Origin of the sequence: Paenibacillus xylanexedens (genome assembly GCF_001908275.1) — a bacterium.
Classification (GTDB): Bacteria; Bacillota; Bacilli; order Paenibacillales; family Paenibacillaceae; genus Paenibacillus; species Paenibacillus xylanexedens_A.
In genome coordinates this window covers 6,694,779-6,710,402 of record NZ_CP018620.1, presented here as the reverse complement: position 1 = coordinate 6,710,402, position 15,624 = coordinate 6,694,779, and the positions used below count along the sequence as shown (strand labels likewise).

The window sequence follows — 15,624 nt, the reverse complement described above, 5'->3', positions numbered from 1 at the left end:
ATCTTGTGATTACATTTAAAAGCATCCGCGAAGGCGGGTGCTTTTTTGTCGTTCATCAAGATTAACCCCATGAAAGGTTTACTCGGCCTGCATATCCGCATTCAGGCTCTGCATAGATTGGAAATAGAGGATTGTGATTCGTCCAGGCATCATGTGCCCGACATTTTAATAGGTAGAAGTTTGAGCAAGGGGGTGAAGCTTTGGATGGACATGAGGAACATGGAAGACCACATATTACCTTGTCGATGATCGTTCGTAATGAAGAGAATCGTTATCTCAGGCAGGCACTGGAGAGACATCGTCCCTGGATTGATCGCGCAGTAATCATTGATGACGGAAGCACGGATGGAACGGTCGCACTGTGCAGGGAACTTCTGGACGGTATTCCACTCGTATTAGTGGAGAATGCAGCTTCACGTTTTGCAGACGAGGTAAGCCTGAGAAAACAACAATGGGAAGAGACGGTGGCAACCGATCCGGAGTGGATTTTGAATCTGGATGCGGATGAGATTCTAACCAGTGACTTTGGGGTGGTACGGGATCTGCTGCTCAGTGGCAATGAAGATGCGATCTATTTCAGATTGTTTGATATGTGGAGTGAGACGCATTACCGAGAAGATGAGTTCTGGCAGGCGCATGCGTATTATCGGCCATTTCTGATTCGTTATCACCCGGGGATGAGCTATGAATGGAAGGAGACACCCCAGCATTGTGGTCGTTTTCCGTTAACGATCCAGCATTGGTCCTATGGATGTCATGCTCCCCGGGTGAAGCACTATGGTTGGGCGCGGGAAGAAGACCGTATCCGCAAATATGAGCGCTATCAAGCACTGGACCCTGAAGCAAGATACGGTTGGAAGGAACAGTACGAATCGATATTGGATCAAGAGCCACGACTGTTGGCATGGTTCGAATAAGGAGAGGGGAGTGAGCACGTTGAAGAAAGACCCGTTACGTAAATCGCAAGAAGAATACAAACCTCAAGTAGAGCAGAATTCCCAAGAGAAAGAGAATCAGAATGAGAAGCAACATGAGAGCGCAAATGAGAATCAGAAAGAGAGCCAGAGTAATCATCGACCGCCCAGACATTCTGATAAATTGCTGGAAACCCGCCAATCGGAAACGCTTGAAGCGCCTGGCCAGGAAAGAATACTGATCGCCAGCCCGATTCGCCAGACAACGCCGGTGCTCCGTGAATTTCTGGATTCTCTGCATGCACTGGAACGAACAACAGTGGAGACGGATTATTTGTTTGTTGACGATAACGTGGAAGAAGCCGCATCAAATATATTGCGTGAATTTGTGCTTCAGCATGAGGGGACGGTTATTCAACCAGATGAACATGGTAGTGGTAGTTCTGACAACAAAGGGGTGTACACCAAGGATGAGGGAGGACACTATTGGCAGGATGAGCAGATTTGGCGTGTAGCCGGTTTGAAAAATCGCATATTGCAATATGCACGCGACAATCACTACGATGCAGTTTTCCTGATTGATTCTGACTTGGTGCTGCATCCGCGGACGCTGGAGCAACTTGTATCGAGTGGCAAAGACATTGTATCCAATATCTTTTGGACCCGCTGGCAGCCGGATGCCAGGGAAATGCCGCAGGTATGGCTGCAAGATGAGTATGCTTTGTTTCGCCGCGGTGGAAAAACATTAGACGGAACCGAGACGGAGGACGAGGGCACGCAAGCGACTGCTTTTCTAACTCAACTGCGGATCCCGGGTTGTTATGAAGTTGGAGGGCTAGGGGCATGTACTCTTATTCGCAAAAATGTTCTGGCAGCAGGAGCTTCATATGACCAGATTCCCAATGTATCCTTCTGGGGCGAAGATCGTCATTTCTGCATCCGTGCTCAGGCACTGGGTTTTCGTTTATTCGTTGATACTCATTTCCCCGCATACCACATCTATCGTTTGTCCGAACTGCCGGGGGTATCTGCATTTAATCGCAGGGCCAGACGAGGGGAGGAGACGATCAGTATTACCTTGTGTATGATTGTGAAAAATGAAGAAGCTTCCCTCGCCAGATGTCTGGACTCGGTCAACGGCATTGCCGATGAGATTGTAATCGTGGATACCGGTTCGACGGATCGTACTCGTCAGATCGCTTCCAGATATACGGATCGTATCGTTGATTTTGAATGGGTGGATGACTTTGCAGCAGCACGCAACTATGCTTTCGATCAGGCAAAGAGTGAATATATTCTGTGGCTGGATGCCGACGATGTGTTCGAACCGGAAGATCGAGCGAAACTGATCGCCTTGAAACGTTCGCTGGACCCGGATGTTGATAGTGTGACGATGGATTACAATCTGTCATTCACAGCAGATGGCAAGGTAGCCTACAGCCTGCGCCGGAATCGTCTGGTGCGTCGGGATCGGCAATTTCGCTGGATTGGGGCAGTGCATGAATATCTGGCTGTAGCGGGCAATCTGCTGCATAGTGATATAGCGGTTACCCACAAGAAAGATAAGGAGTATACCGATCGGAATCTGCGGATCTATCGCAAAAGGGAACAGGCCGGAGAAGAATTCGGGCCGCGTGACTTGTACTACTTCGGTAATGAACTGAAGGACCATGGACAGCATGGGGATGCGGTGAAGTACTATGAGAAGTTTCTGGATACCGGGCTGGGATGGGTGGAAGATCAGATCGCTGCTTGCCAGAAAATTGCGGATTGTGAAGCTGCACTTGAACATCCGGAACAGGAAGTCACGGCGTTGTTCCGATCATTTGCCTATGATTTGCCAAGAGCCGAGATTTGCTGTCGATTGGGTGGTTATTTTGCCGACCGTGAAGATTATCGCAAGGCCCTGTTCTGGTACGAACAGGCGACTCGTGCTGTACGTCCTGATGACCCTATGGTAGTGCTGAATGAAGCAGCCTGGACCTGGATGCCGCATCTGCAACTATGTGTGTGTTATGACCGGATGGGTAACCGTGCCAAGGCCCGGGAACATAATGATATCGCACTCGCCTATCATCCAACACATCCAAGCATGTTATATAACGATCGATACTTTAAAGATTTGGAGAAGGATAACGTATTGGAAAATGCCTAAAGCATGCATTTAGATTGGAACTGTAGGTATAGATATTGCTGGAACAGTTGTTTGTAACAAGAGCCTCCTCTGATGAAGGAGTGGACGCAATGTGCCACTTTTATGAGAGGGGGTTATTGACGTAATTGCATTAAAGGAGTTATTGTAGATCTATTAAGTCTTTTATTAGAGGGGAATGAGATGATGAAGTATTCCAAAGCTACCAATTACGCCCTGCACACGATGCTTTTTCTTGCGGCATCCAATTCAGATAAACCTGTGGGTGTGCAGCAGCTTTCAAAGTGGCAGAATGTTTCACCCACCTATCTGTCCAAGATTTTAACCAAATTGACGAAAGAGGGGATGATTCATTCGTCATCTGGTGCCCAAGGCGGGTATACACTTCAGGAGAAGTGGGAGGATCTTACGTTTTTGGACATCATACAGGCGATTGAGGGTACAACCTCTCTGTTTGATTGCTGTCATCATAAACAGGGATGCTTAATTCAAGAAACCATGATCACTGCCGAAGGACAGATGGAAGAAGTGTTTAAAAATCGAAAATTATCTTCGATTGCCGGTAAAATATCAATGATGCATTAAGTATTTTTTTGTATTTATAATAGATATAATTTGTCTTTTATATCTATTATAAATTTTAACAAACGAATATATCCAGAAGATTTCACACACTATTCTTTTGAATAAAGGAGACTGAAATGAATTCATTTATTATCTATTTATTGGCTTTAGGAGCCTTTGTTGTGGGAACAGCCGAATTTGTCGTATCTGGCGTTTTAGATATCATCGCCCGCGATTTACAGGTTTCGATCTCAATAGCGGGACAATTGGTCACCGTATATGCACTATCTCATGCATTGGGTGCCTGGGCTCTGGTCATGCTGACTTCCAAGTTACAACGTAAAAAAGTACTTCTGTATTCCATGCTTATTTTTATCTTGGGAAATATCATTGCATTCTTCAGTTTGAACTTCGGCATGCTTATGTTCTCACGCATCGTATTGGCCATGAGTGGTGGTCTGTATTTTGTCCTAGCCACGAACTATGCTGCAAGGCTAGCTCCTGCTGGCAAACAGGGTAGTGCCATTGCAACTGTCATCACAGGATTCACCGTTTCATTGGTATTAGGAGTGCCGATTGGTACCTTCATTGCTGCCTACATGGATTGGCACTATGTTTATATCATGATTGCAATTATCGCATTTATTAATTTCATGCTGTTGTACAGATTTATTCCTCGAATGGAGGGTAACCCGTCTCTCTCCCTGAAGAAACAATTATTGATTATCAAAGATAAAAAGGTTATCACCGGATTATTGACGACTGTTTTCTGGATTCTGGGTTACACCATGGTATTTGCTTATATCGCTCCACTTTTAAGTTCAGTAGCCGATTTTTCAATAGAAATGATTAGTACGGCGTTACTTGTATTGGGTGTATTTGCATTCATAGGTTCCCGTCTTGGCGGCTATGCGGTAGATCGATGGGGACCTGTTCGCACGATTCCAATCAGTTTGATTATTCATGCTGGTGCCCTGTTTATTTTGCCAATCACAGCAGGTTCCACAATAGGTATTCTTCTGACCATCATGATTTGGGGCACAGCTGCCTGGATAACAACGCCCGCGAATCAGTTCTATTTGATAACATTGAGACCACAGTCTTCTGAAACAGTCCTGAGTTACAATACGGCAGTAATGAACATAGGTATGACTTTCGGTGCCGGATTTGGAGGTGTAGTTGTGAAATACAATTCCGTTCAAAATTTGGGGTGGATTGGTGGTATGGTCCTGCTGTTGGCGTTGGCGATTGCCCTTGTTTCCTTCAGGTTGACTACAAAACCAAGTTGAATTCAATGTCTTTTTAATAGGAAGAAGTGAATATTGGATCAAATGATTTCATCCAGGAGAGGATATGCTTTACAATAATGAATAACGGAAAAGCGGTGACCATGATTGCCTGTCTTCGGCTGCCGAATTGATAAAGCAAGGGGAACTGGATATGAATCTGACGGAAGTACTATTGGAGTCAAGGCTGGTCGCGATTGTACGTGGTATAAGCCGCGAAGCGGCAGTAACAGCTGGACAAGGTATGACAGGTGGTGGAATCCGACTTATGGAAGTCACACTGAATACACCTGGAGCACATGATATTATTGCAGACTGGCGTGAGCGGCATGAAGGAAAGGCTTTTGTTGGAGCGGGTACGGTGCTGAATGTGCAGATGGCGAAGGAAGCGGTCGCTGCAGGAGCACAATTTCTGGTGTCTCCCAATGTCGATCTGTCTGTCATTGAATATGCTGTAGAACATGGTGTCGAGATCTGGCCTGGAGCCATGACACCTACTGAGATTGTCGCTGCCCATGAAGCGGGAGCACGAGTTGTGAAGTTGTTTCCGATGGCGAGTCTGGGCATACCGTATCTGCGGGAGATCAAAGCTCCACTGAATCATATTCCACTGCTGGCAACAGGTGGTGCCACACTGGAGAATATTGCTGATTATTACGCAGCAGGCGCTGCTGCAGTGGGTCTGGGAAGTGCACTTTTACCACGAGAAGCTCTTGTAGCAGGAGATCATGAGCAGATTGCAGCATGTGCACGGAGATTTGTGGAAGCAGCTGGAGCCTAGGATTCTAGCGTCAGATGAGGGATATGTACATTTGGGTATATATATGAAGGTGCCTTTAGATTAATTGTTAGATTAATCTTTATCATAAAAACCCATGTCGCTTAACGTGCCGTTCATTCTATTGTTTTATGATGGATGTATGCCAGAATTCGGAGAGGAGAGATGCCCTGTGAAAGCTAAAACAATGATAGGCGGCATGCTCGCCGTGGCCGCAGTAACGGCAGGTGGTTTATGGAAGGCAGCGGTAAAGAGCCAGACACCCAAGAAGATTCCAATCACACTGACACCCCCAATGCCATTTGAGGATGTGACCTTTGACAGTGGGGGAGGTCGGGTGCATGGCTGGTTCATCCCGGCCAGAGTCGACATTCCGAAACCATGGCCGCTCATTATTATTGCACATGGCTGGGGCTCTAATCGCTCCCGTGTTCTTCGTTACGCACGTCCGATCTGGGAAGCAGGATATGCCTTATTTATGTATGATGTGCGTAGTCACGGGGCCAGTGATCCGGTTCGTGCTGCATCTGCCTACCTGTTCCGGGATGATCTGCTTGCGGCGTTGCAGTATACGACTGCACGACCAGAGATTGATGCAGATGCAATCGGAGTACTTGGACATTCTTTGGGTGGACTGGGTACGATTCTTGCAGTGACGGAGGGAATTCCTGTATCAGCAGTGATTACGGACTCGATGCCATCGCAATTTGAGGTAATCGTCAGTTCAGAGCTGAGACGCCGGCGTCTGCCCTTGTTTCCACTGGCCCAGTTAATCCCGAGAATCTGGTTCTGGCGACTGGGTGAATCTCTGAAATCCTATCGTCAGCGTGATCCGGTGATGATGCTGAATGAACGGCGCAGGGGGATGCAACTGCCGATGCTTATGGTGCACTCCAAGGGAGATAATTTCATTCCCCCGAGTGAGCTTGAATATTTTATGTCCAAAGCCGATCCGCCTGTTGAACATCTATGGGTCAACAGCGGAGGACACAGTTGTTCAGAGGAAGATCCCGCCTTCTGGGATACCGTTATTCCCTTTTTGAAAACCCATGTCCAAGGTCAGGCGAAGTTGAACGATTCGTCTAAAGCGAGTAGTTGACAAGGTAGATTCAGCCTACATAAGAGTGCAGGCTAACAGAGAAAACGCCGACGTGGTTGGCGTTTTTTTTGCTGTTATTAGCAATATGCAGAAATTCACATTTGTAAAATTGCCCCGAAAACGACGATTAAAAAGGAAGCTTATGGTATCATAGAATAGACTGGCAATATTCATGCGAGGTTATTTGTTATGCTTCTTTGTATGAAATTGAAGGGAGAGGTCCAGATTTGAGTTTGAATTGGAAGTTTAATTTACGTTTGAAAATGTTCGCAACCAAAGCAACAACCGCAGCGATGGCAACACTGCTGCTTGCTTCGCAAACACCAGGTTTTGCAGGCAGTGCATCAGCCGCGCAAGCAGAGCAGTTGACCGAAGCGACAACGGGGGAAAATGAACAACTAGACGCAACGAGCAATGACGTGCCTGAGGGAGCGAAAATCTCATCCAGGCAAGCCAGTGAAAATATACTGAAATTATTTCCATTGTTAAAAAAAGCAACGATCTCATCTGCACGATTCGATTCACCTAATTCCTATCCACCGCCAGACTACAAGGCATGGGAGATCGGGTTCCAGATTACACAAGGCAATCATACGTCGGGATTCAGTGGAACTGTACATGCAGGCACAGGGGAAGTGTTAAGTGTACATTTGCCGTCGGATATCCTGGATAAACATGTCTCGGAATCGGATGTGAAGTTAACCAAAGCTCAAGCTGAAGAAAAGGCCGTGGCACTGTTGTACCAAGCGATTCCAGGTCTTAAGGAAAGTGAATATGCTCCGCTTGGAGATCTGTATTCTTCCATCGAACAAGAGTCATTGTTTGGCAGAACAGAGTATCGATACGGGTACCAGTTAAAACATGATGGATTGTTATCTGACGCAGAGACAGTCTACATTAATGTGGATGAAAGTGGTTTGGTGACAGGTTACTCACGAGGTACTATCGAAGCCAAGTATCCCTCATCTAAACCGGCAGCTTCAGAAGAGAAGGCCAGACAGCAGTTTGAAGAACAGTTCGATGTGGAGCTAGCTTATATCTCCAAAGATCGTTTGTCTTCCAAGCAGGGTCAGCAGTATTACCTTGGCTACACACCGAAGAATATCAGTATCGTTCCGATTGAGGCCAATACGTTGGAACGGATTAATACTTTAACAGGTAAAGCTGTAGATGAAGATTCTTTGCAGCAGGATACGAAGTTGAAAGGAGATGTAACTCCTTTTGTCCCGGCCAATGGTACGAGATTAAATGTTCAGCAGGCCGCCAATCGGGTTGCAACGAACTTTGATATTCCCAAGGGTTATAAGCTGGAACATAGCCAGCTGGGCAAGGGATATTACTCAAGTCCGAACAATCAGGTGTGGAGTCTGAGCTGGAGTGATCGAAGTGCCAATATGTCCTATATGTTCATGCGGGATATCTCAGCACAGGTAGATGCAGTTACCGGGCAGATCTACAGCTATACGATGATGCAACGAATCGGACCGGAGATGGAACAGCAGAAGCCGGCTGAGGAGAAGGCAGGCAAATTGGTAACCCGGAAGCAGGCTGAGAAACTGGCGATGGACACGGTGATTGCGCTAGTTCCAGACGCAACGGAGCAGTTCCGACTGGCTAACGTGATTGAGGTGGATGATGCTCGCACATTTTTGTTCCAGCGTTATCTGAACGGAATTCCGGTTAAGGAAGATACGGCACAAGTACAGGTGTTGAACAACGGGACGATTAACGAGTTCTATACACGTATTGCAGCAACGCCTGAACAACTGCCAGCAGATGTTAAGCCAGCCATCAGTTATGAAGAGGCCAAGGCACTCTATCTGGAGGAGTTCAAGCTGATCCTCGCATATTCCCGTTATGGCGGATATGGTATGAACGGTGGTCAAGTCATCCCGGCTGGTGTGAACCTTGCTTATATGCCTACACGTGATGAGAATTCGATCTATGGCAACTATGAAGCGCTGGATGCGAACACAGGAGAGTGGAAGCTTTTATACGGGGACACAAGCTCTGCAACCAAGGCTGAACCTACGGATATCTTGGGTCATGTGGCCGAAGCAGCTCTACGCAATATGACACAGCATGGCGTATTGCTTGCTGATGAGCAGGGACGCGTATTCCCGGATCGTGTGATCACCCGAGGAGATTGGTTTAACTATCTGGCAAGAGCGATTAATCCAAATATGGATCTGTACTACAGTGGGGACGGAGATGACAAGTTATACGCTGATGTGACGCCTGACAGCCCGTATTATAAGGCAGTTCGGGCATTAATCGATCAGCGCTGGCTTGCCGGAGCGGACCCTGAACAGAATTTGAATCCGCAGGAAGAGATGACACGTGAAGAGTTGGCAGTGTTGCTTGTACGTATTTTACGCTATGAGAAGCTGGCCGGATTCTATACGTTGCCATCGGATCTTCCCAACATTGCGGATGCCAGTGCTATTACAAGTAAGGGAGCGGTTTCCCTGAGTTTGAAGCTGGGATTGCTTCCTTCGATTGAAGGACGATTCATGCCTGCACGCAAAGTGACGGTAGCTGAAGCGTCACAGGTATTGGAACGGCTGGCGAAGCTTCAAGGTAAAACAGATACGTTTATGAGTGGTAATCGTCTGTATTAGACGAGGAATCACTCATATCATGCCCAAGCGAATCATAGGATGAAGATAACGGGTAATCGTGATTCAATGAACTAAAGATCAAAGGGACCTTCCATAGAAGGTCTCTTTTGATTTAATTTTTACAAAAATTAAATCATTTCAACTAAACATTTACTCAGCGATCAGAAAGTTGTTCTGACATCGGAGTGTTCTTGTAAATATTCTTTAGTTGAAATGATATAGAAGAATGACGACAGAGCCTTTTGTGATACAATAGGGCGTGAGAACTTTGCAAAGAAGGGTGGGTTCCTTTCATGGGTAAGAACGGGAAACGAATTATCACCATACTGCTGGCAGGCTGTCTGATTGCTGTAGCATTACCACGTACGGTTGATCTGGATCAGCTGTATGCTGCATCAGGGACATCAGATATATCCACGGCAACAGATTTGCGCCAGACCTTGCTTACCGCAATGTCACAGCGAACGGAGGAACTTGTTTTTACATACAAAGGCAATGTGAAAGGCCTCAAAAAACAATTACAAACCTCCATCGATGAGGCAATGAAGAGTGACCCCTATATTCAGTATACTGTTAAAAGTTATGCATTTAATTATAAAGGCTCCAATGTGTCGGCCGAGGTGCATGTGACTCTCTCCTACCGGGAGACCAAGGAGCAGACCGATTATGTGAATCGTAAAGTCACAAACGTGTTGAAAGAAATCATCAAACCAGGCATGACGGATCATGAGAAGGTCAAGGTCATCCATGACTGGATTGTGCTTAACCTTTCCTACGATACTTCGTTGAAGAAATATACGGCCTACGACGGGCTTGTTACAGGCAGTACCGTCTGTCAGGGATATTCACTGTTGGCATATCGGATGCTGGAGCGAGTAGGTATCGATAACCGGATTGTGGAAGGTACAGCGGGCGGGCAGCTTCATGCCTGGAATATCGTGAACCTGGACGGCAAGTGGTATCACATGGACACCACCTGGGATGATCCTACCCCTGACCGCAAAGGTAAGGTTAGCCACAGCTACTATTTGCTGAGTGATGATGAGATGGCACGTGACCATATCTGGACAGGCAAAAGCAAGTACCCCGCTGCGCCAGCCTCATATCGAGAAGCTTTATTAAAGCTGGTGAAGGCTGGAGATAGCAAAAAAGCCGCTTATCAGAAGCTGTACCATGCTCTGGACTATTCCCTGTATGATGAACAGGATGCCGTCAAAGGCCATGCTGCGCTGAAGACCAAGGTTCAAAGTACACTGAAGGAAGGCGGAACCTCGCTCACGTTCAGGTACAAGGGTACGGAGGCTGGACTGATTGAAGATTTGCAGGATTTGTACCAACTTGGCATGAAATCGATATCTTATTATGTATCCAAAATGGAAGGTACTACGGATCTGCGCGTCAAAATTAACTGGACACTGTAACAACCGTTGAACAGGATGCTCCGATTGAGGAGTATCCTTTTTTGTGTTCAATTTTGTGTTCAAAAACGAGGATTTTAGTGTTGTCTATTTTTTGTATATGTCGCTTTGCTATTCTAATCTTCGGCGTATGCCAACACTACGTACGAGGAGGATATGCAAAAAATGAGGAAAAAAGTGAGCATAGTGATCATTGCTCTGTTACTGGTCACGCAAATGATGCAGGGTTGGATATTTACACCAACCATGCACGCTCAGGATGAATTAACTAATTTGCCAGCCAGTGCAATCAGCGATACAGCGTCAGAAGAAGGTTTGGCAGGTCCGGAAGAGGTGGACAACGTTGACGTTGCTGCCACTCCGGAAGAAGAGGGGGAGGGAAACCTCAACCAGAGCAGTTTAGCAATCGCAGCTGCAGGCCCGGTAATTACAGATCAATTGATTACCAGTGTGCAGATGTACAATCAGGCACCAGAAGACAACGGGAATGGCACGATTGAAGTCAAAGGAGATAAAATCGAGGATATTCGACCACGCATTCAGGATGAGGTGGCTGTAGTCTTTACATGGGGACTTGCAGATGACAACCACAACTACAGCGATGGCTCTACATTCACCTTTAACTTGCCCGATAAATTCATCATCGGATCGCAGCTTAAGGGTAATCTGGATGGCGGTGTTGGGGAGTATGTGGTAAATCCAGATGGCACAATCATTTTTACCTTTAATGAACTGATCGAGCATGCGCAGCTGGAAGGTAACTTCTACGTGTGGATCAAGTTCGATGAGAGCAAGATGGAAGATGGATTGAAACAACAGATAGACTTTAGTTCCGTAGGGCAGGGCATCATTGATGTGCATTTTGCCAACACAGCCGTAGATAAGTTGAAGAAATCGGGAAGCGCGAACAAAAATAACTTCAACTCGGATGAAATTATATGGACCGTAGATTTTAACCAAGGCGAGAAGGCTATGAAAAATGCTGTTCTTGCAGACACGTTCCCAGCAGAGCTAGAGCTCAAGGGCGATATCGAAATTCGCGAATTGGAAGTGCAATTGAATGGATCTGTAAAAGAAGGCCCAGTAATTAAAACGGAACCACAGTTTCCAATTCAATTGGGAGATACAGATAAGGCCTATCGTGTGACTTACACGACGAGTGTTAAAGCACCAACCACTGCTCCGTTCACCAACGTGGAGTATCAAAATCAGGTTGCGCTTACAACGGATCAGAGCGAGCACAACGAAACAGATATTGGCCGAGTTCGTGTGAGTTTTAATGAGCCTTTGAACAAGTCAGGGCAAGATAGTGCGTATGATCCGGTGACACAGACGATCACATGGAAAGTGCAATATAACTACAATCAGCAAGAAATCATGCAAACGAATGCATGGATTGAAGACCGCTTTGATACGGCAAAACAGCAACTGATCAACAATTCCGTCAAAGTGTATCAAGTGGACATTAATGCAAGTGGAGCGGCTTCCAACAGAACACTGATCAATCCAAATGAATACACACTCGAAGCGATGGGTACAGGGTTCGATGATGGCTTCAGATTACATTTTAAGAACGATATTACAAAGGCCTATGAGATTGAATATGATACACAATCCATTCATCGTGTTTATACAAACGACACCATTACGAACACAGTGAACATGTATGATGGTACTTCCAAAACAGGTCGAAGAGACATTCAGGAAGTCATTTTTGCAAAGAGTGTAAAAAGTGAAAATTTCAACACAAAAGAAATCGAATGGCAGATTGTTTTGAACCGTGATTTGCAGGACATGACGGATATCGTCATCACCGACAATTACGAAGGCAGACATATGAAACTGATTCCGGGTAGTCTTCAAGTGAGTGGTGTTAACAAAGAGGACTTTGAACTGACTCCAGACCCGGCTGATCCAACGTATGAAAAAGGATTCTCACTTCGCTTGAAGGACGGCGTAACGCTCAGTACGGAGCATGTTATTACTTATAAGACAAGCTTCGATCCCACAGCGGGTATGCCAACGAATGATGAATATCGCAACTCAGCCAAGATCGATTGGGAAGAGTCTGATGTAAAACAGACTGCGATTACCAAATCTGCTGCGGTCAAACCGCAAGACTACACGATTCAAAATGGTAACAAAAAGGGTGAATATAGCGCCAAAGATAAAAAGATCACCTGGACAATCGATGTAAACTACAATTTGTTTGATATTAAGGATGCAATCCTTAAGGATGCTTACACTGGAGACCAATCTTTCGTAGACGGCTCATTGAAAGTTCATGAGTTAGAGTTGCAGGGAGCCAATAATGTTACTGCTGTAGGTAGCGAGGTTCCGCTCACATCTGGTCAATTCCAGTTGAACCCGGACGGTAAAGGTTTTGCGTTGGATCTGGGTAACATTGGCAAAATGGCTTATCGCATTCAGTACCAAACAAGTCTGGATGGACCATATTCTGTCGCAGGCGCATATGCCAACCAGGCTGTTCTGACGGATGGTGAGGGTGGTGCAATACGATTTAATAGATCAGCCAGTGTTACACCTGCCAACGGTGGTGTATACGTGCGCAAAACAGGGAAGCAAGAAGGTACAACGGATAAAGCATCATGGACGGTAAATATCAATCCAAGTCAATCTTTCAATCCCGCGGGTAATCAATTAACAGATACCTTGTCAGAGAACCAGATTTTATTGGCTGATTCATTGAAATTATATGCAACCAATTTACCTGCCAACAATTCAGGCAATGTATCCACCAAAGCTGGATTGGTTGATCCGGCTGATTATGAATTGAATGTAGAGGGCAATACATTTACCTTTACCTTCAAGAAAGATATCCATACCGCATTCATTTTGGAATATCAGTCTTATATTAATGCCGATCATGGCGCCCGAATTGAGAATAAGGTTGAATTTGCAGGCCAATCTTCCTCGGTAATCGGGGAAGGTAATCAGTCGGGAATCAAAGTTTCCTTGGCTGGAGCAGGTGGAGGAGCCTCTACAGGTCTGGGCAAAATCAGAATTCACAAAGTCAGTGATACAGGAGTTCCGCTGGAGGGGGCAATATTTGCAATCTATAATGCGTCTGGAACTACGCTTCTGGAAACATTGAAACCAACGGACGAGAATGGTGTGGTTGAAAGCTCCAGAAACTATCGATTAAACAATCTAACCAACGGTGTACCTTATAAGTTAAAAGAATTATCTGCACCGGCAGGATACTTGGTTGATCCTGAATATGGCTCTGCATCAGGTAAAACGATTGAATTCAAGGATGCGGATATCGCTTTTGAAATTGAAAATAAAAAGATTCGTCAAGGCTTCGAATTAACCAAGGTAGATGCGGTGGACTCCTCCAAGACACTTAAGGGTGCAACTTTCGAATTGTACTCCAAGGACGGAGCAACGCGAGAGAAAATCGATGAGTTAACGACAGGGGAAGATGGAAAGATCGCCAAAGGTGGACTGTTGCCAGGGGATTATGAGCTGGTAGAAGTCGCGGCACCTGAGTTTTATCAATTGGATGCTACATCAATTCCGTTCACGATTGTAGAGAATCAGACGGAGAGTATTACATTGACGAAGTCTAATGCAATGGGTGCAGGTGGTAAACTTGTCGTTACCAAAGTAAATGCCAAGGATAAGTCCGTATTAAGCGGAATTGAATTCGAATTGCGTGATCGTTCCAACATTGTCATCGATACAAAAGTAACCGACCTAAATGGGGTCATTGAATTCGATGGTTTGGATTATGGTTCATATACATTGGTAGAGACCAAGGCAGAAGGCTTTGTTATTGAACAGCCGGAGACGCTTGTATCTATTATCAAACCGGAAACTCAATTAACCATTGAAAATAAAAAAAATGATCGTTCTGTGAAATTGATTAAAACCAATGCGGGTCGAACTCAGCACCTTCAAGGAGCTGTATTTGAATTACGAGCTCAGACTGCATTGATGGATGCAAATGGGAATTGGGAGTTCCACAAGGTAACAGGTCTAGATGAAGCTACATTGACAACCAATCAACAAGGTGAAATTGTACTTGAAGGCTTGGATATCAATAAATATCAGTTGGTTGAAATAAAAGCGCCTAACGGATACATGTTGGAAACAACACCAGTACCATTTGAAATTACGAACATACAAACCGAAGCTGTAGTTGTGGAAAAAACAAATCAGGCTATCCCGGTATCGGGTGGTGGGTCTAGTGGACCTTATAATCCGGGAACACCTACTACGGGTGTAACACCAGATCCAGAGAAACCAGTAACTCCGGAACCAGGAAAGCCAAATCCGTCGGTTCCAGGCACGGTTGTAACTGAACCTACAGAGTCTGGGGGAGGAACCGAAAGTCCGACAGATGAAGATTCCGGGGTAGTGACACCGACACCAGGCGATTCCAACGGTGACGATACTGCACCTCCAGTTGGGGATACAGATGCACCTGATGGGGATGGTGCACTTGCACCTCCTGCTGGAACGGATACAGATGGATCACAGGGCAATGGAAATTCCGCATCACAGCCAAACGGAAATTCTGGATCTCAGGGAATGCTGCCACAAACAGGTGAAGAGAGCACAATGGCTTACACTGCTGTGGGCATGATGCTGATGGCGCTAGGTAGCGCGGGATTCATGTACTTCCGCCGCAGACAACAGCTTCAACGCTAGATCGAAACACGCAGTATCTAAAATTCATCGTGTGTAGATAGAAATACCCTCTAGCAATCACTACGAAGACTTAGCGTCGACGTGTGAATATGCTAGAGGGTATTTTTTGGTGATA

At 45.8% G+C, this 15,624-nt stretch carries 9 protein-coding genes; all 9 read left to right on the top strand.

Features of this window, described 5'->3' with window-relative positions; genetic code table 11:
• The first annotated feature begins 200 nt into the window (after positions 1-200).
• The 9 genes from BS614_RS29320 to BS614_RS29280 all read left to right on the top strand — a co-directional run bounded on the left by BS614_RS29320 (position 201) and on the right by BS614_RS29280 (position 15,509).
• The gene (locus tag BS614_RS29320) at positions 201-917 is read left to right on the top strand and encodes a glycosyltransferase family 2 protein (RefSeq protein ID WP_244898231.1); all 717 of its coding nucleotides are present in this window, start codon (positions 201-203) and stop codon (positions 915-917) included.
• Positions 918-1,998: 1,081 nt separating this feature from the next.
• Positions 1,999-3,069: a glycosyltransferase gene (locus BS614_RS32685; protein ID WP_210437009.1), complete on the top strand. Its 1,071-nt coding sequence runs from the start codon at positions 1,999-2,001 to the stop codon at positions 3,067-3,069.
• A gap of 183 nt (positions 3,070-3,252) precedes the next feature.
• Entirely contained in the window at positions 3,253-3,651 is a 399-nt protein-coding gene (locus tag BS614_RS29310) for an RrF2 family transcriptional regulator (RefSeq protein ID WP_074096467.1), read from the top strand.
• Between the two features lie 116 nt (positions 3,652-3,767).
• Positions 3,768-4,919, top strand: coding sequence for an MFS transporter (locus tag BS614_RS29305; RefSeq protein ID WP_074096466.1), 1,152 nt, complete (start codon positions 3,768-3,770; stop codon positions 4,917-4,919).
• 151 nt (positions 4,920-5,070) lie between these two features.
• Positions 5,071-5,697, top strand: coding sequence for a bifunctional 4-hydroxy-2-oxoglutarate aldolase/2-dehydro-3-deoxy-phosphogluconate aldolase (locus BS614_RS29300; RefSeq protein ID WP_074096465.1), 627 nt, complete (start codon positions 5,071-5,073; stop codon positions 5,695-5,697).
• Positions 5,698-5,866: 169 nt separating this feature from the next.
• Positions 5,867-6,793, top strand: coding sequence for an alpha/beta hydrolase (locus BS614_RS29295; protein WP_244898230.1), 927 nt, complete (start codon positions 5,867-5,869; stop codon positions 6,791-6,793).
• Between the two features lie 227 nt (positions 6,794-7,020).
• Positions 7,021-9,414, top strand: coding sequence for an S-layer homology domain-containing protein (locus tag BS614_RS29290; RefSeq protein WP_074096463.1), 2,394 nt, complete (start codon positions 7,021-7,023; stop codon positions 9,412-9,414).
• A gap of 293 nt (positions 9,415-9,707) precedes the next feature.
• On the top strand, positions 9,708-10,835 hold the full coding sequence (locus tag BS614_RS29285) for a transglutaminase domain-containing protein (protein WP_074096462.1): 1,128 nt from the start codon (positions 9,708-9,710) through the stop codon (positions 10,833-10,835).
• 162 nt (positions 10,836-10,997) lie between these two features.
• Entirely contained in the window at positions 10,998-15,509 is a 4,512-nt protein-coding gene (locus BS614_RS29280) for a collagen binding domain-containing protein (protein WP_074096461.1), read from the top strand.
• The last annotated feature ends 115 nt before the right edge of the window (positions 15,510-15,624 follow it).